The sequence below is a fragment of the Halarchaeum nitratireducens genome (genome assembly GCF_014647155.1).
Lineage (GTDB): Archaea > Halobacteriota > Halobacteria > Halobacteriales > Halobacteriaceae > Halarchaeum > Halarchaeum nitratireducens.
Genome location: NZ_BMOQ01000007.1, coordinates 180,272 through 197,563, shown reverse-complemented (window position 1 = coordinate 197,563; position 17,292 = coordinate 180,272). Strand labels below are relative to the sequence as shown.

Here is a 17,292-nt window from a genome sequence, read left to right as displayed (position 1 = left end):
TTCAGGCTGCCCGTGCGGTCGGCTCCGTCACGGCCGCGGTGGTGTCGCTCGCGGTGCCGTCAGTGCTGGTGCTACTACCGCCGTCGCTGCTACCGCCGCTACCACTCTCGCTACTGCTACTGCCACTCGAACTACCGTCGCCGCTCTCGCTACTTCCGCCGAGGAGCGACGAGAGGTCGAGCTCGCTCATCGAGACCTGCGTGGCGGAGTCGTTCGCACCGTTGACCTGCCCCTCGGTCACGTCCGCGGAGCCCGTCCAGTAGGTGCCGTTCGCCGTGGCGCTGAACGTGTAGTTCCCGGTCGAGCGGACGCTGACGTTCGTGTAGCCGTTCTCCGGGCCGTACTCGTCGTAGCCCGTCGTCGAGTACGGCAGCGTCATCGTGAACTCACCGTTCGGCCCGGTCTGGGCGCGCTGCGTGTAGGTGAAGTTCTGATTCTCCCCCTGCTGGGTCGAGTACATCGTCACTGACGCCGTGACGTTCGCGTTCGCGGGGCCGCTGCCCTGGACCGTCGCGCCCGGCACGCGCTCGTAGAGCTTCGCCCACGCCGGCATGTTCGAGAGCTGCTGGCTCGGTGCCTTCGAGCTCAGTCCGACGAGCCGGTAGTGCTCTAAGGCGGGGACGTACTCGCTCGGGTAGCGCCCGACGCCGCCGATCTGCGACGTCGAGTCGTTGGCGACGTACGCCTCCGCTTCGGCCGTCGTATTGAACTGCCGGACCGTCGACGACGACCCCTGACCGTTGGAGAGGTAGTACGGCCCCTGGCTCCGGTCCCAATCGACCACGATCGGCTCGGGCGACATCGCGGAGCCCTGATAGCGGAACAGCCGGACCAGCATCGTCTCGTAGTAGTCTTGGGAGTGGACGTACGCCTGGAGCTGGTAGCCGCCGTTCTGCGTCTGACTCAGCAGCGGGCGGTAGAAGTCGTAGCGGTTCACGCCCTCCCGGTCGTCGTAGAAGACCGTCGGCGCGCTGAACTTCGAGTTCACCGCGGCCATCTGCCAGTCGACGGCGACGTAGCGCGTCGTCTCGTTCGCGTCGCCCTTCGAGTCGAGGATCTCGTTGGCGTGCGTCTCGTTCTGCGCGAGCAGGTAGTTCGCGGCGTACGTCGCGCCGCCCTGGAACGGGTTCGCGTCGGGGATCCGCTCACCGAGCACGGTGATCCAGTGGCCGTAGTCCCACCAGCTCATCACGCCGTAACTCCCCTTCGGGTAGTCGTAGTCGTCCGTCTGGTGGTACGTGCCGTAGTAGTCGAGCTGATCGGCGTTACCCGCGCCACCGTAGTTGCCCTCTGCAGGCGTGTTGTTCTGCATCCAATCGAGCATCGGCGCCCATCCGGTCACGCCACCGGGGCCGGCGGACGCGCCCGTCTGGACCGCCGTGGTCGTCTGGAAGTTGCCGCGATCCGTGCTGAGCGTCACCGACGCCGCGAGCGGCGCGATCAAGACGAGCAACACGGCGACGACGGCGATGACGTGGATCGCCTCGACGTTCTCTGCGGACTCGCGGACCGCAGCGATGTCGACGTAGTCCGAGCGGAGCAGCGTCGCGCCCGCGTAGCCGCTGATCACTGCCACTGGCACCGCGAGGTAGTAGTTGAAGCGCACCTGCGTGAACGCCGCCGCGATCAGGAACAGCGTCCAGACGACCACGAAGGCCTTCTCCGCGTCGTGATCGCCGATGACGACGGAGGCGAAGAGGAGACCGCCGACGACGACGATTCCCGTCCACGTCGGGTTCAGCCCGAGGGTGCCCGCGATCGTCGGCAGCAGGCCCGGGAGAAGGGAGACGATCGCCGTGACGACGAGCGCGACGACGGCGAACCAGCGCTTCCGACTGCTCGCGTCGATGAAGGGCCGCCAGAGGAGCCACGCGAGACCCGCGAGCATCGCGAAGAACGCGAGGCCGTACTGGCTGAAGAACAGCGCGAAGCGCGACCCGCCGTAGTTCGAGAGGCTGCCGAGCCACGGCTGGGCCTCGCCGATAGTGCGCTGTGACGCGCTCGCGTCGAACGCGACGAAGCGCTGGAGGTTCGAGAAGATCATCGCAAAGACGTCGGGAAGGAGGACGGCGACGAGTCCGGCGCCGACGGCCGAGATGAGGAGGACGACGACGGGATACGCGCGCCGATCGACGTCGCGCGACTCGAAGGTCCGCGAGAGCCACGCGAGGAAGAGACAGGCGACTGCGACGGCGAACGCCGCCAGTGGTTGTAGGAGGGAGAAGCGCGACGCCGAGAACCCGATCGTGTCGAAGGGCAGGAGGAGGAGGGCGCCGGTGACGACCGAGCTCGTCACGCCGACGAAGGCGAGGTGATCCGGGCTCGTGCCGTTGTAGTGGTTGCTCGCGAGCTGCAGGAGGAAGAAGACGCCGACGATGCCGACGAGGAGGACGCCCGGCGGCCACGTCCACATGTAGAGGGCGGTGGCGATTCCTGCGAGTGTACTCCACCCGAGAACCGGTTTGAGTGCGTCCCACTCGCGCGCACGGACCTGCTCCCAGACCGGGCTGTCGCGCTCCGCGACGTGGAACGCGACGAGGAGGGCGAGCACGGCGAGCGACTGGAAGAGCGGCTCGACGATGTTGTGGTCCGCGGTGCCGACGAGGCTCCGCTGGAGGAAGACGCCCGGGATAAAGCCGAGGACGGCGACGGAGAGGACCCCTCCGGCGCGGCCAGCGAGGCGCTTCCCGAGGTAGTACATCGGAATGGCGACGAGCGTCCCGACGACGACAGGCGTGAAGAGGACGACCAGACGGATGAGGTGATCGCTCGGGCTTCCGAGTCCGATGATCAGGGCGACTGTCGCCATCACTTGGTCGAACAGCGTCCCGAACTGGCCGACGCTCGTTCCGGTGGGGAATTGCGTCCAAATTTCGAACGGTCTCGTCGCCGGCCAATGGTGGACGACGTATTCCGTGCTTCGGAGATGGTACCACGGGTCGTTCCCGCTGAGGAGGATCTGTCCGTCTTGTACGAAGTTCTGCCACGACTGCCCGCGCACCCACAGCATGAACGCCATGAGGAGCGCGACCACGGGGACTGGATACCAGTCCGCTGCGATGTCGAGGACTGAGCGTCCGCCGCTGGAGGGACCGGCGGACTGGTCAGTATCGTCGCTCATTGTGTGCGTGGAGACGCAAAGTGAGGATAAGCCTTGTCATATACCCACGGCTGAGCGCGCGTCTCGCGTCCGTCAGACGGCGAACCCTTTCGTCAGTCGGCCGCCGGTAGCAACCCCTTTGTCGCCGCTCCCGCTAGGTGGAGGAAACGATGCGCGTCTCCGTCGTCCTCTGCACCTACACGCTCGACGAGTACGACAACTTCCGCGAAGCCGCGAATAGCGTGCTCGCCCAGACACACGACGACGTCGAGCTCGTCGTCATCGTCGACGGCTACGAGGACGTCTACGACGTCGTCACGGACGACTACGGCGACCACCCCGACGTGCAGGTCCACTGCAACGACGAGAACGAGGGCCTGCTCGTCAGCCGCAACCGCGGCGCCGAGCACGCCACCGGCGACGTCGTCGCGTTCATCGACGCGGACGCCGTCGCCGCCCCTGACTGGGTCGCCGAACTCGTCGAGAGCTACGAGACGCACGACGCCATCGCGGCCGGCGGGAAGATGACGCCGCGCTGGGTCGCCGGCCGGCCGTCGTTCCTCCCCGAAGAGTTCTACTGGCTCGTCGGCGTCACCCACCGCGGGTTCGCCGACGGCGAGGGCGAAGTCCGCAACACCTTCGGCTCGAACATCTCCTTTCGGGCGGACGTGTTCGCAGAACTCGGCGGCTTCGACCCCGAGATCGGCGGTCGGAAGGGCGAGAAGAACCTACAGGGCGGCGAGACAGAGCTCTGCGCGCGAATGCGTCAGGAGTACGGCGAAGGCGTCTGGTACGACCCCGACGCCGTCGTCGAGCACAAGGTCTTCGACTACCGCACCGACCCCCGCTGGCTCGCCGACCGGGCGTTCTGGCAGGGCTACTCGAAGCGGGCGATGGAGACGATTTTGCCAGATTCGAGCAGTGAAGAGACCGCTTTCTTCAACCACCTCCTCACTGACGCGACGCCCGCGCACGTCCATAATGTCGTCCGGCAGCCGTCATTCGCGAGCGTCGCGCAGTTCGTGATGCTCTATGTCTTCACCGTGCTGGTCGGACTCGGCTACGTCTACGGCTTCCGGAAGTGGTAGCGGCACGCTTTTCCACAACACCCCGCTTCTCAGGGGTATGGAGCGGTCAGCCCGAGACGACACCGAACCACCGGACTTCGACGACCTCAACGTCGCCGTCGCCCACTGGCACGTCAACGCGTGGGGTGGCGCGGAGTACCTCGTCACGAAGCTCGCCGACGCGGTCGGTGTCGACACCGTCTACACGCTTGGCCCACCCGACCCCGACGACCCGAACCCCTACGGGGACGTCGCGTTCGTCGACGTGACCCCGACGCTCGACTACGCGCCCGTTCGCCGACTCCAGCGTCGCGCCGGGCGGGTGTTCGAGTACGCGCAGTGGGAGGACGTCGACTGGCGGGCGTTCGGTAACCCGGACGTCCTCGTCACCTCGGGTGCGACGACTCGCGCCGTCATTACGCCCGTCGACACCCTGCACGTCAACTACTGCCACTCGCCGCCGCGGTGGTTCTACGACCTCTACCACGACCGCAAGTCCTCGCTCGCCGGCATCGCCACCCGCCCGCTCGTGCGGTATCTCCGGATGCGGGACGCGACGCTCAACAGCCGAGTCGACCACTACTTCGCGAACAGCCCCATCATCGAGCGCCGCCTCTGGAAGTATTACAAGCGCGGCTCGGAGGTACTCTACCCACCGCTCGACCTAGAGAAGTATCACGAGGACGGCGACGGCGGTTACTTCCTCCACCTCGGCCGCCTCGACGAGGAGAAGGGCGTCCCCGCCGTCGTTGAGGCGTTCGAGGGTCTCGACGAGCGTCTCGTCATGGCCGGCGGCCGTGGTGACGTCGACGACGACGTTGTCGAGCGAGTTCGACGCGCCGACAACATCGACTACCGAGGGTTCGTGAGCGAGGAGGAGAAACTCGACCTGCTCGCCAACTGCACCGCAGTCGTCTTCAACGGCAAGAACGAAGACTTCGGTATCGTGCCGATAGAAGCGAACGCGAGCGGCAAGCCCGTGCTCGCACGTGACGAGGGGTTCCCAGGGGTGTTTGTCGAGGACGGGACGAACGGCTACCGCCATGACGGGACGGCCGAGGATATTCGGGACACCGTCGAGCGAGTACAACAGGACACGTACTCCATCGGTGGGGCGGTCGTCGCAGAGTTCGCACTCTCCACGTTCGAGGCGGAGATACAACGGTCGCTCGTCGACTGGTACACCGACGTCGTGACCGGGAAGACCCATGACTGAGGTCGCGATAGTCGCCACGCCCGACGACGGGTCGTGTGGTGTCGGAACCTACGCCGGCGACCTCCGCAGCTACCTCGACTGTGACGTCGAACACGTCGAGCTACACACGAACAGTACAGATCCCACCCATTTCGCGCGGGTCGCGGTCTCCGCCGGCACAACGGCTGCCGACGTGGTCCACGTCCAACACGAGTACGGCCTGTTCGGAGCGAAGACGCTGTATTGGTGGGTTTTCTTTCCGCTCCTCTGGGTGAGCGCGCGTTTGACGTCGGCCCCGGTCGTCCTTACAGTTCACGAAGTATGGGACGCGGAAACTGCCGGCGACTCCCTGCGATGGCTTCAACTGCTCTACATCCGAGTCGTGAACCTCAGTATCACACTGGTCGCCGACCACCTCGTCTTCCTTTCGGAGACGAGCGAATCGGCGTTTCACACGGCGACGCCGGTCGCCGTCCAGTCCACGAGCCGGCTTCCACACGGTGTCAACGTCGGGGAGACGAAAGACGTAGCACCGGCGGAGGCGAAGTCGACGTTCGGGTACGAGCCGAGCGATACTGTCGTCGTAGAGCCCGGGTACGTCTCCCGGCAGAAGGGTGTAGACGTCTTCGTTGAGCTAGCCGATCGCTTCCCGGACCACGAGTTCCTGCTAGCTGGTGGACCCCGTCAAGCGGCCGACGAGGCGTTCGTCTCCGACCTCCGCGACCGCAGCCCCCCGAACGTCCAGATAACCGGTGTTCTCAACGACGACGACTTCCACGACGCCTTCCGTGCCGCCGACCTCGTCGTGCTCCCCTACCGGAAGAACGGACAGAGTGGCGTCTTCAACTGGTGTGCCGCCTATAGTCTGCCGGTCGCCGGGAGCAGCTGTGACTATTTCGAACGGGTAGCTGCCGAGTGGGGCTGTATGCAGCTATTCAACCCGAGCGACCTCGACGACACGGAGTCGGTGACACGGACGTTGCTACACGACGACGAGCAGCGTAGAGCCCTCCGTGAACGGATGAGCGCGTTCAGGGAAGCAAACCGGTTCGAGCGCGTCGCGGCAGAGCATCGGTCCTTGTACCGTGAGTTGGCGGAGAGAAGAGCCGGTTAGGCGTAGCCCAAGTCTTCGAGCTGCTGGCGCGTCTCGGCGTCGAGTTCGCCTTCACGTGCCTCCACTGCGTCACGGTCGGCGGCGAACTCGTCGACCACGTCCCGATCGTCGCCGACGAAGCCGTCGAACGTCTCGTAGTGGTACCCCGATTCGGTAACGACGCCGTAGAGCGGGCGGTCGTATCTCTCAGCGTCGTATCCACGCTGTTCCATTCCTTCGATGTGCTGCGAGGAGAGCCCGTGGTACTCCACACCGACGGTCCGACCGTCCGTCTCGGAGAGACGACGGAGGTCCGCTCCGTGTGACTCAGTCGAGACACCGGCGATTTCCGAGACTGTCCGGTGGACGTCGAGCAACGAGACTGGCGAATTCGTCGACTCGAGCGTCTCGTCGGGCGCGTAGACGGAGAGTGGGACGTTCGTCACTTCGGGTGGGATACCATACCAGTGTTGCCACACTCCGTCCTCCCCCAGCGATTCACCGTGGTCGGCACAAGTGACGACCACGTCGAAAGACGACTTGACCGCCTCGAATAGGTCCTGGTACAGATCGGAGAGATATCGGACCTCGTCCTCGTAAGCAGTCCGAATCCAGTCCGGATCGTCGTAGCCGTCGCCGAGTGTCGCGTCGAGCCAGCGGAGCCCTGGCGCTTCGACCCGCCGATACTCCTCGGGAGCACTGTACGGCCAGTGGGGCTCAACGAGGTTGATGAAGAAGAACTCCTGGTCGCCGAACGACGTCGTCGTGGCCATATCGAGTGCCTCTCGTGCACCGTCGTCGGCGAACTCACCGCTCCTGTCGCGATACTCGTTGAGCTTCAATCGCGCACCGTACTTCAGTGACGGAAGGGTGTCGCAATCACTCCGTAGACACTCCCACAGGGCGAGCGGGAATCGTTCAGGGCCGTCGTCGCTATGGCGGGCGATGAACGAATTCCAGTCGAAGAGGTCGCCACGCGGGATCTGGCGAACTCGCCAACTCCCCTCGAACTCGTCGAACCCTTGGTCGAACCCGAACTTCCACGAGAGGTACGCGTTCGCGCTGAACGCCCGTGTGGTGTATCCCTCCTGTTGCAGTTGGGTGGGCAGCCACGGTACGGATTCGGCCGGAAACGAAGCGGCCTTCTTGGTCGCGGGCACGTCACTACCGTACTTGCCCGTGAACATTGACGCGTGCGCCGGGACGGTCCAGTGACTCGTGCTCCACGCGTTGTCGTACGAGACGCCCGGTAGCCAGTCGAAGTAGTCATCGAACGAGTCCTTTCGTAGCGTGTCGAGGACGATTACGGCGATATTTGTCATCTGGATTCTCTCACTTTCGACAGTGTGTTGGGCAGGCCATCAGTGTTCTCCACGGTACCGGATGTCGTCAACTCGGTCCCAGAACCCGTGACGCCAGAGCCAATCGTTGATCCGACCGAGTATCGTATCAGGAACGATGATGTCCGAATACTTCTCGGGATACTCTCGTTCAAGCCGTCGCTCGTTCTCTTCGATGATCTCCGCTCGGGGGCGGTCCTTGTGGACCATGTACATTCGGTCGTCGTATCGGGCGGTGCCCTCCGCCTCGATACGCCAGCCGAACTCGGTGTCTTCACGCCAGTATTCGTACTCCGGTCTAAATCCACCCGCACTCTCTATCGCCGAGCGGCGGACCGCGAGGTTGCAGGTGGGATATTTTCGAGTTCCGTCGTAGTTACCGTACCCACCGACCGGTCCCTCGAGTATGACCAGGTCAGGGTCGTCCCGGAACGCTTCGGCGATGACGCTGAGCCATTCTGATGGTGGCTCGCAATCGTCGTCAGTGAACGCGATGACGTCGCCGCTCGCTTCCTCAACCCCCCGGTTCCGGGCTTCACACACGCCAAGACTCTCATCGACGACGAAGATGGCCTCAAATTCGTCGAGCTGTTGGTTGCGGAGAGCGGAGACAAGCGCCGAGAGATCGTGGTCCGGAAGGCTCGGAACGACGACGGAGAGATACGGGTCGGGGTGGGTTATCCGGTGCTCGACAGTCATATCTGGAGATTATAAGGGTGAATAGCTCGACCGTTCGATTCGTTGGTCTTTTCGAATATTAAGTCCGTCGCTGGAGACGTATGAAATCGAACAGCGTATATGACCACCCGTTGAATAAATACGAGAACGATGATTTTGCGTCCGGTGACTCTGTTCTACGGTCGCGAGACTAGTGTGAAGGTCCAGTCCGGCGGATGGCGGCTATTCCGGGGCGAGCGTCACGTTACCGGCGGCCACCGACTTGCGGAAGCGATGTTCAAGTCCACACGGCGTCCCCAGTCGCTATAATGAACGAGTCAGACGGGTACTCGATAACGGTCGGTATTCCGACCAGAAATAATAGTGACACCATCGAGCACACGCTTCGGATGCTGGTCAACCAGACCCGTCCACCCGACCGTATTCTGATCGTTGACGCGAGCTCCGACGAGACGCCGCGTATCATCCGTGAGTTCGCAGAAGGAACTACGGTCTCGATCGACTGCTACGAGCAGTCGTCACGAGGACGCGGTGTGGGCGCCGCCCGACAAGATATCTACGAGCGATTCACCGGCGACTTGCTCGCCTGTCTCGACACGAACCGCCACGTCGCCGACAACTGGATCGAGCGGCAAGTGGCGTTCCACAGGGCTAACCCGGAGTACGATGTCCTCTCCGCGACCTATTTGTCGTCGTGGGACCAGCAGGTAGACAGCCCGAAGAGTGGTTTTTTCTTCCAGCAGGCGAACTGCAGCATCAAGAGGGAGGCGCTGGACCGGGTCGAGGGATGGGACCCGTGGCTTCCGCGGGGTGAGGATTGGGACATGCAGATTCGGCTGTGGCTGTCAGGAGCGAAGGCGTACGCTAAATCCAGTCTGCATGGCGACGAAATAGCTGAAACCGAGGAGAGTACACTCAACAAGGCACTGGGACGGCCGAGCTCGGTCGCGTTTCTCCGGAAGTACGGCTGGTGGTACGCGCGGTTCCATCCGGAACATCCGACGGGTGATGCAGCCTCGGTCTTCTCGGTTTTGGCCCTGCTCGCGACGCCGCTTCTCCTGCTTTCCGTGCCGGTCCTCGGTGTCCTATCGCTTCTCACGGTCGTCGCGCTGACCGTCGTGTTCATCTACATGAAGGCCATCCGCTATCGTTCGACGTTCGAACTCCGAGCCAGGGATTTCCGGTTGGCGCCGCGCTTTTTCGTCCTCGGATACACTGCACTCCGCGAGTTCCGATCCGGCGATTTCTCGTGGAACTACGGCGGCATGAACGATGGCGATGAACGCGATGGGGCGAGCCCTGGCCCGCAGAGATGACTGACGAAGACGGTTTCGCGACTATCCGCTCGCTATTCAAGGGCGGAGGTGTCGTCCTGCTGGGTCTCGTTCTCGAACTCGCGATCTCGTTCATCGCGAAGGTCCTCATCGCACGCTCGCTGGGCCACGTCGATTACGGGGCCGTCTCGCTCGGCATTACCACGGCCGCAGTCACCTCGACGCTAGTCATACTTGGTCTCCACAGTGGTATCGGTCGGTATCTCCCGCGATACGAGAGCCGGGCAGATCGCCGGTCGGTCCTCGTCTCCGCGTTTCGAGTGGCTTTTCCACTCTCCCTTCTCGTCGGGGCCGCTCTATTCGTGCTCGCCCCCTTCCTCGCGACACGGGTATTCGACGACCCGTCCCTAACATTCATCTTTCGAATATTCGCCGTCGCGATTCCGTTCGGCGCAGTGATGAAGCTCGCGCTCGGGTCCGTGCAGGGCATGCAGGAGTCGCTTCCGAAGGTCGTGGTTCAGAACGTCACGTTCCCTGTCGTCCGATTCCTGGGCATCGTGGTCGCCCTGCTGTTCGGCCTCGGCGCAATCGGCGTCTCGTACGCCTATCTCGCGTCGTATGCGGCGGCAGCGCTCGTCGGGCTCGTCTATCTCTCGCGACGGACGCCTCTCTTCGACCGTACCGTGTCGACGGTGAGCCGTGAACGCGAGCTACTGTCCTTCTCGCTCCCGCTCGTGGCGAGCGGAGCGATGACAATAGTCATCTCCGATATCGATTTCTACATGCTCGGCGCGTTCGGTGGCACGGGTGCTGTCGGCGTCTATAACGTCGCGTATCCGCTCGCACAGCTCCTGATGACTGCGATGACGGCGTTCGGGTTCGTCTTCATGCCGATCCTCTCGGAGCTCGACGCGAGCGGCGAGCACGACCAGATGAAGCGCCTCTATCAACTGGCAACGCGGTGGGTGGTACTTGCGACACTCCCCCTCTTCTTGCTCCTGTTCCTGTTCCCGGAACAAGCGATTCGCTATACGTTCGGAGCCGAGTACGTCTCCGGTGCTGCGGCCCTTTCAGTTCTGGCTGCCGGGTTCTTCATTCACACCACATTCGGCCTGAACAAGGGTACGTTGACCTCGCTCGGCCACACGCGCCTGATAATGCTCGACGACATCGCGGCCGCGGTACTCAACGTCCTACTCAATCTCGTTCTCATTCCGAAATACGGCCTCCTCGGTGCGGCGTACGCGACCACGGCGTCGTACCTCCTGTTGAACCTCCTCTACTCGATACAGCTCTATCGGCGCACGCGCATCCAACCGTTCACGCGCTCGCTCCTCCTTGCACCAGCAATCGGTGCTGCGACGTTGCTCGCACTAACCGTGTTCGGCCCGACCGTCGGGATGTCGCTCCCGAGACTGGTCGGGATATTTACCGTCTTCCTCCTCGTCTACGGTGTCGCTGTCGTCCGGTATGGTGTCGAACCGGAGGACATCCGTCTCCTCCTCAGCTTCGAGGAGCGCTTCGGCGTTGACCTCGGACCGCTAAAAGAGATCGCGAAGCACTTGATGGGCTGACTACTCCACGGTGACGCTCTTCGCCAAGTTCCGTGGCTTATCTATCGCGCGCCCCTTTAGGTTCGCGACGTGGTAGGCGAACAGCTGCAGGTAGACGTTCGCCACGAGCGGACTCATCTCCCCGATTTCGGGAACGTCGAGCGTGTCGTCGAGGAGTTTCTCGCCGCGTCCGTCCGAGAGGCAGCCAATGACCGGCGCGCCGCGTGACTCAGCCTCTTTGACGCTGTTGAGCGTCGCGTCTGCGTTCGCGCCGTCGGTGAGCACCGCGAGGACCGGCGTCTGCTCCGTCACCAACGCGAGCGGGCCGTGCTTCAACTCCCCCGCGGGGAAGCCCTCGGCGTGGTCGTAGCTGATCTCCTTGAGCTTGAGCGCGCCCTCCAGCGCGACAGGATGACCCAGGTGCCGCCCGATGAAGAAGAACGCCTCCGAGTCGGCGTATTCCTCTGCAACCGCTCGCACCTGTTCGTCGGCGTCGAGGGCCTGCTGGACAGCACCCGGGAGTCCGCGGACGTCGCCGAGAATCGCGCTCGCTTCGGTCGCGCTGAGCGTGCCGCGCACGCGCCCGACGTGCACCGCGAAGAGCGCGAGCGTGGCGACTTGCGAGACGAAGGTCTTCGTGGCGGCGACGCCGATCTCGGGGCCGGCGCGGATGTAGAGCGCGTCGTCGGCCGCCCGAGTGACCGACGACCCGACGGTGTTCGTGACGGCGAGCGTGCGGGCCCCGGTACGCGCGGCGTCGCGGAGCGCGCCGAGCGTTTCGGCCGTCTCGCCGCTCTGCGTGACGGCGACGACGAGCGTCCGCCACGGGTCGCGCCCGCCGCGGAACGCGTACTCGCTCGCGACGTGGACCGTCACGCGGACGTCCGCGTGCGTCTCGATCAGGTGGGCGGCGTAGAGTCCCGCGTGGTAGGACGTCCCGCAGGCGACGATCTGGATCTCCTCCAGCGAACGCAGGTACTCCGCGGGGAGGTCGAGACCGAGGTCGACCGTGCCCTGTAGCTCGTCGACGCGCCCCGAGAGCGCCTGGCGTAAGGCCTGTGGCTGCTCGTGGATCTCCTTGAGCATGTAGTGCTCGTAGCCGCCCTTCTCGGCGGCGTCGGCGTCCCACTCGATCTGCTCGACGGGGCGCTCGACGGACTCGCCGTCGTGCTCGACGGTGACGCCGTCGAGCGTGACGACCGCGAGGTCGCCGTTTTCGAGGTACGTGACTTCGCGGGCGTGTTCGAGGAAGGCGGTGACGTCGCTGCCGACGAAGGTCTCGCCGTCGCCGTGGCCGACGCACAGGGGGGAGTCCTGGCGCGCGAGGTAGATCTCGTCGCTGTCGCCGACGACCATCGCCAGCGCGAAGCTCCCCTCCAAGCGGTCGAGGACCGCGCGGAACGCCTCTTTCGCGCTCTTGCCGTCCGCGAGTTCGTCCTCGACGAGGTGCGGGACGACCTCGGTGTCCGTCGCGCTGGCGAAGGTGTGGCCCTCCCCCTCTAACTCGGCTTTCAGCGCGTCGTAGTTATCGATGATGCCGTTGTGGACGACGGCGACGTCGCCCGTGCAGTCCGTGTGCGGGTGGGCGTTCTCGTCCGTGGGCTTCCCGTGCGTCGACCAGCGCGTGTGGCCGATCCCGACCGTCGCCTCGGAGGATACGGGGACCTCCGCGCGGAGCGCGTCCACCTCGCCGACGGTCTTGTAGACGGTGACGCCGTCGCCCTCGCGGAGCGCGACGCCCGCGGAGTCGTACCCGCGGTACTCCAGGTTGAAGAGCCCGCCCGTGAGCAGCGGTAGCGCGTCGCGGCGGCCGGCGTAGCCGACGATTCCGCACATCGTCAGGCCCTCCGTACCAGCGCGTCGCTCTCGATCCGACCGTCGGCGTGACTCCCGGTCTCAACGTCGACGCGATTGCCGAGCACCGTCCCGGGTGCGAGCGTCGTCGCACCCCCGACGTGCGCGTTGTCGCCGACGACGCCGCCGAGGCGCACGTCCGCGTGGACGCGGCCATTCACGGGAACGTCACTTTCGCCGCCTTCGACCGTGACATTCGGGCCGACGGTCGCGTTCTCGCCGACGACGGCGTCGCGGACGACCGCGCCCGCGCCGATGGTCGCGTCCGGCAGGACGACGCTGTTCGCCACGACGGCGTTCGCGCCCACGGTGGCGCTGTCGCCGAGCGCCGTGCCCGTGAGGACGCGCGCGCCTGGACGAACACGGACGTCGTCGCCTACCGCGACGTCGCCGAGGACGCTCGCGCTCGCGTCGATCTGCGCCGATTCAGCGGTCTCGGCCGTCACGATGGAGGCGTTGACGCGGAGGAGGTCCCAGAGATACGAGACGTCGATCCACTGCCCATTGAGCATCACCGCCTCGACTTCGCCCGCGCCCACGAGCCGTTCGAGCGTGTCCGTCACGGCGAGCTCACCCTCGGCGGTCGTCTCGCGGAGCGCGTCGAAGATCGAGGGGCTAAAGCCGTAGATGCCGGCGTTCACGACGTCCGACGGCGCGGCGTGCTTGGGGGGTTTCTCGACGATGTCGACGACGCTGTCCCCCTCCAGGCTGACGACGCCGTAGTCGCTCGGCCGCGAGGCGCGCGAGACCGCGAGCGTCGTCTCGCCCGTCTCGCGGAGCGCGTCGACGACGCGTTCGATGTCGTCGCTCTCCACGATCCGGTCGCCGTTGAGCGCGACGAACGGCCCCTCGACGAACGACTCGGCCTGCAGGACCGCGTGACCGGTCCCGAGCTGCTTCTCCTGGATCGCGTACGTGACGTCGACGCCCCAGTCGTCGCCGTCGCCGAAGTAGCTCTGGATGCGTTCGCGCCGGTAGCCGACGACGAGGACGATCTCGTCGATCCCGGCGTCGCGGACCGCCGTGACGACGTGTTCGAGGAGCGGTCGGTTCGCCACCCGGAGCATCGGCTTCGGCCGGGACTCGGTGAGCGGCTGGAGGCGGGTGCCCTCGCCGGCCACGAGAATCACGGCCTTCATTCCGCCAACAACCCCCTGACCGTCTCCTCGACGGTGTGGTGTGCCTCGAAGCCGATGGCTTCCTGCGTCGCGCTGGTGTCGACGGTGAAGTCCTCGCCCGCGGCCTCCGAGCCGCGCGGGTTCTCGACAATCTCGACGTCGATGTCCGCTCCGCGGACGTCGGCGGCCGCTTCTCGAACGATCTCGGCGATCTCGAGGATGGAGTGCTCCTCGCCGCTCGCGATGGGAAGCGTCGTCGCGCCCACCTCGGCGCCGAGGAGGACGTCAAGCGAGCGTGGGTACGCCCGCGCGACGTCCTTCACGTGGATGAAGTCACGGGACTGCGTCCCGGGCGCGTGGACTTCGAGGTCTTTCCCCTGCTTCGCACGGTCGACGAAGATGTTGATGACGGTGTTCTTCCCGATCGTCTCACCGTCGATCTCGTGGTGGCCGTAGAGGTTCGACTTCATGTAGACGTGTGCGGGGAACTCGTCGCGCGCGAGATCGTGGACGTCGGACTCGCTCATTTTCTTCGTCAGCCCGTAGTGGTTGACGGGCGCTCGCGGATGGTCGGCAGTGATGGGAAACTCGGTCGGTTCGCCGAGGATGGCCATGCTGCAGGGGAAGACAAGCGGGAGGCCGCGTTCGCGTGCGAACCACGTGACGGTCTCAGTCCCGCGGACGTTCACGTCGAACGCCTCACGCTCGTTCTCGGCGCAGGACTGGACGCCGCTCACGGCGGCAAGATGCATCACGGCGTCCACGTCGTCGAAAGCATCGCGGAGCGCGTCACCGTCTCGGACGTCGAGTTCTCGGACTGTGCGGCCGTCGATTTCGGTGACGTCCCCGTAGCTAAAGTCGTCCACGGGGACGACGTCGTGGCCGTCGGCGAACAGTTCGCGTGTGACGCGCGAACCGATGTAACCGGCGGCGCCGGTGACGCCGATGGTGTGCGTTTCGGTCATGCTTGGAACTGTGCGGCGAGGGCTGAAATACCTTCGCGCAGGTCGTGCATCGGTTCGAAACCGCGCTCGTGCATCCGGTCGAAGTGGACGTGATAGGACGGACCGGGGTCTCGCTCCGCGAGGTAGTCCGTCTCGATGTCGCGTTCGGCGACGTCGGCGACGGCGTCGGCGATCTCGTCGATGCGGAAGTTATCGAGGCCGACGTTGTAGGTTCCGGCGGGCCAGTCGAGCGCGGCCTCGAAGGCGCGCGCGGTGTCCTTGACGTGGAGGAACGGCCGCCAGTTCGTCCCGTCGCCGTACACGGTGAGCGGTTCGCCGGCGAGCGCGCGGAAGACGAAGGAGTTCACGACGAGGTTGAAGCGCACGCCCGGCGAGTAACCGAAGTTCGTTGCGAGCCGTAGGTTGACGTCGGTGAAGTCGCGCGCAGCGACGATATCTTCGCAGGCGAGTTTCGACTCCGCATAGGGGTTGCCGGGCGCAGTCGTCGACTCCTCGTCGAGTTCCTCATCGTGGGTGTCGCCGTAGACGTTACACGAAGAGGCGAGGACGAACGTCTCGACGCCGGCGGCCTCCGCGGCGTCCGCGACGACTTCGGTGCCGTGAACGTTGATGTCCTCGACGCGCTCGCGCATCCCGTGGGACTGCGCAGCGCCCGTGACGGCGGCGAGGTGGATCACGGCGTCAACGTCCGCCATCGCCACGTCGACGGCGTCACGCTTGCGGATGTCGCCGCGGTGGAAGTCGACATCGGAGAGCGACGATCCCATCAGATTGCGGGGGGTGGAGAGGCTGAAGTCGTCGAGGACGCGGACGTCGTAGCCTCCGGCAAGGAGGCGCGGGACGAGCGCGCTCCCGACGTAGCCCGCGCCGCCGGTGACGAGGATGGTGTTGCTAATCGGAGAGCACCCCCGGCAGGAAGCGGTCCTCGTGGGCAGCGATGCGTTCGTCGTGCTCGACGAGCGTCGAAAGAACGTCACGGATGCCCTCTTCGAGGCTTGTCTCGTCGTCGACGAGCGAACGGAAGCGCTCGTTATCCATCTCCATCTCGTGCTCCTCGTCCTCGTCACGCGGATTCTCGAAGTGCTCGACGTCGGCATCGAGATCGAACTCTTCGCCGACCTCGGCGATGGTCTCGGCGAGTTCGACGATGGCGACGGGACGATTCACCTGATTGTAGACGGTGACGTCGTCATCCGCCGCAGGACCAGCCTCAACGAGGGAAACGAGGCTCTCAACGGTGTCCTCGAGCGTGACCATCGGCTTGCGCTGCTCGCCCTTCCCGTACACGGTAATGGGATAGCCTGCGACGGCCTGCGCGCAGAAGCGGTTCACGACGGTGCCGAAGTAGTAGTCGAAGTCGAAGCGCGTCGGCGAGGCGTGCTCGCGCGTCTCCGCCGTCTCGGTCCCGAAGACGATGGCGGTGCGGACGTCGCTAATGGGCATGTCCCACTCGCCGCTTGCGAGGCGCATGTTCCCGGCGTCGAACGCCTTCGTCTGGTGGTACCAGGAGCCGCCCATCGCGGGGAACGGTACGTCGTCGCTCTCCCCACTGTTCGACATCTCGGTGGGGCCTTCAGGAATGGGGAACTCGGGCGCGCCGTAGACCCCCGTGGTCGTCGTCTCGATGAAGTGCGTGTCGTCGAGGCCGGCCTCGTGCAGGCAGTGGAGGAGGTTGAGCGTCATCGAGACGTTGTTCTGCTGGGTGAAGAGCGCACGCTCGCCGTTGATTCCCGCATAGACGGCGGAGGGCTGGGCGGCGGCGTGGAGGACAGTGTCCGGCTCGTACACCTCGATGAGCTGCTCGACGAACTCCCGATCGGCGAGATCGCCCTCGACGTAGGAAAGACCGTCAACGGCCGCGAAGCGCTCTTCGGGGGAGTCGATGGGCACCGCGGAGACGCTGCCGGATTCGGCGACCCACTCGCGGCGATAGCCGTTGTCGACGCAGACGACGCGGTCGTCGAGACGGTCGGCGAGTCGGAGGGCGGTCGGCCAACCAACGTAGCCGTCGGCACCGGTGAGGAGCACGGTCATAGTTACTCAAATTGTGAGTAA

General features: G+C 65.0%; 13 protein-coding genes. 5 read left to right on the top strand and 8 right to left on the bottom strand.

What is annotated here, in order from left to right:
• Position 1: 1 nt before the first annotated feature.
• Complete coding sequence (locus tag IEX91_RS13455) at positions 2-3,121, bottom strand: oligosaccharyl transferase, archaeosortase A system-associated (RefSeq protein WP_188879600.1); 3,120 nt, start codon at positions 3,119-3,121, stop codon at positions 2-4.
• 149 nt (positions 3,122-3,270) lie between these two features.
• Here IEX91_RS13455 and aglG point away from each other — a divergent pair, with 149 nt between their 5' ends.
• Genes aglG through IEX91_RS13440 form a run of 3 tightly spaced genes read left to right on the top strand, consistent with a single transcriptional unit; the run spans position 3,271 to position 6,476 of the window.
• Positions 3,271-4,188: a glucosyl-dolichyl phosphate glucuronosyltransferase gene (aglG, locus tag IEX91_RS13450; protein ID WP_188879598.1), complete on the top strand. Its 918-nt coding sequence runs from the start codon at positions 3,271-3,273 to the stop codon at positions 4,186-4,188.
• A gap of 37 nt (positions 4,189-4,225) precedes the next feature.
• Positions 4,226-5,383: a glycosyltransferase gene (locus IEX91_RS13445; protein ID WP_188879596.1), complete on the top strand. Its 1,158-nt coding sequence runs from the start codon at positions 4,226-4,228 to the stop codon at positions 5,381-5,383.
• Positions 5,376-6,476 (top strand): glycosyltransferase, encoded by a 1,101-nt coding sequence (locus IEX91_RS13440; RefSeq protein WP_188879595.1) that lies wholly within the window; start codon positions 5,376-5,378, stop codon positions 6,474-6,476. Before IEX91_RS13445 ends, IEX91_RS13440 begins: the two co-directional genes overlap by 8 nt.
• Here IEX91_RS13440 and IEX91_RS13435 read toward each other — a convergent pair.
• Both IEX91_RS13435 and IEX91_RS13430 read right to left on the bottom strand, forming a co-directional pair.
• Entirely contained in the window at positions 6,473-7,777 is a 1,305-nt protein-coding gene (locus IEX91_RS13435) for a sulfatase-like hydrolase/transferase (protein WP_188879593.1), read from the bottom strand. The two genes, IEX91_RS13440 and IEX91_RS13435, sit on opposite strands and share 4 nt — an antisense overlap.
• 39 nt (positions 7,778-7,816) lie before the next feature.
• Positions 7,817-8,494 (bottom strand): glycosyltransferase family 2 protein, encoded by a 678-nt coding sequence (locus IEX91_RS13430; RefSeq protein ID WP_188879591.1) that lies wholly within the window; start codon positions 8,492-8,494, stop codon positions 7,817-7,819.
• 287 nt (positions 8,495-8,781) lie between these two features.
• Between IEX91_RS13430 and IEX91_RS13425 the strand changes: the two genes are divergently transcribed.
• Together IEX91_RS13425 and IEX91_RS13420 are read left to right on the top strand one after the other, a co-directional pair.
• A complete protein-coding gene (locus IEX91_RS13425; protein ID WP_188879590.1) occupies positions 8,782-9,789 on the top strand; it encodes a glycosyltransferase family A protein in 1,008 nt (335 codons plus the stop codon).
• Complete coding sequence (locus IEX91_RS13420) at positions 9,786-11,321, top strand: flippase (RefSeq protein WP_188879589.1); 1,536 nt, start codon at positions 9,786-9,788, stop codon at positions 11,319-11,321. The genes IEX91_RS13425 and IEX91_RS13420 overlap by 4 nt, the downstream gene beginning before the upstream one ends.
• Here IEX91_RS13420 and glmS read toward each other — a convergent pair whose 3' ends face one another.
• The 5 genes from glmS to IEX91_RS13395 are packed head-to-tail and all read right to left on the bottom strand — an operon-like array spanning position 11,322 to position 17,271.
• A complete protein-coding gene (glmS, locus tag IEX91_RS13415; RefSeq protein ID WP_188879588.1) occupies positions 11,322-13,136 on the bottom strand; it encodes a glutamine--fructose-6-phosphate transaminase (isomerizing) in 1,815 nt (604 codons plus the stop codon). It abuts the gene before it with no gap.
• A gap of 2 nt (positions 13,137-13,138) precedes the next feature.
• Complete coding sequence (locus IEX91_RS13410; protein WP_188879587.1) at positions 13,139-14,293, bottom strand: sugar phosphate nucleotidyltransferase; 1,155 nt, start codon at positions 14,291-14,293, stop codon at positions 13,139-13,141.
• Positions 14,290-15,237: an NAD-dependent epimerase/dehydratase family protein gene (locus tag IEX91_RS13405; protein WP_188879585.1), complete on the bottom strand. Its 948-nt coding sequence runs from the start codon at positions 15,235-15,237 to the stop codon at positions 14,290-14,292. Before IEX91_RS13405 ends, IEX91_RS13410 begins: the two co-directional genes overlap by 4 nt.
• The gene (locus IEX91_RS13400) at positions 15,234-16,214 is read right to left on the bottom strand and encodes an NAD-dependent epimerase/dehydratase family protein (RefSeq protein WP_407647968.1); all 981 of its coding nucleotides are present in this window, start codon (positions 16,212-16,214) and stop codon (positions 15,234-15,236) included. Before IEX91_RS13400 ends, IEX91_RS13405 begins: the two co-directional genes overlap by 4 nt.
• Complete coding sequence (locus IEX91_RS13395; protein ID WP_188879583.1) at positions 16,129-17,271, bottom strand: NAD-dependent epimerase/dehydratase family protein; 1,143 nt, start codon at positions 17,269-17,271, stop codon at positions 16,129-16,131. The genes IEX91_RS13400 and IEX91_RS13395 overlap by 86 nt, the downstream gene beginning before the upstream one ends.
• Between the last annotated feature and the right edge of the window lie 21 nt (positions 17,272-17,292).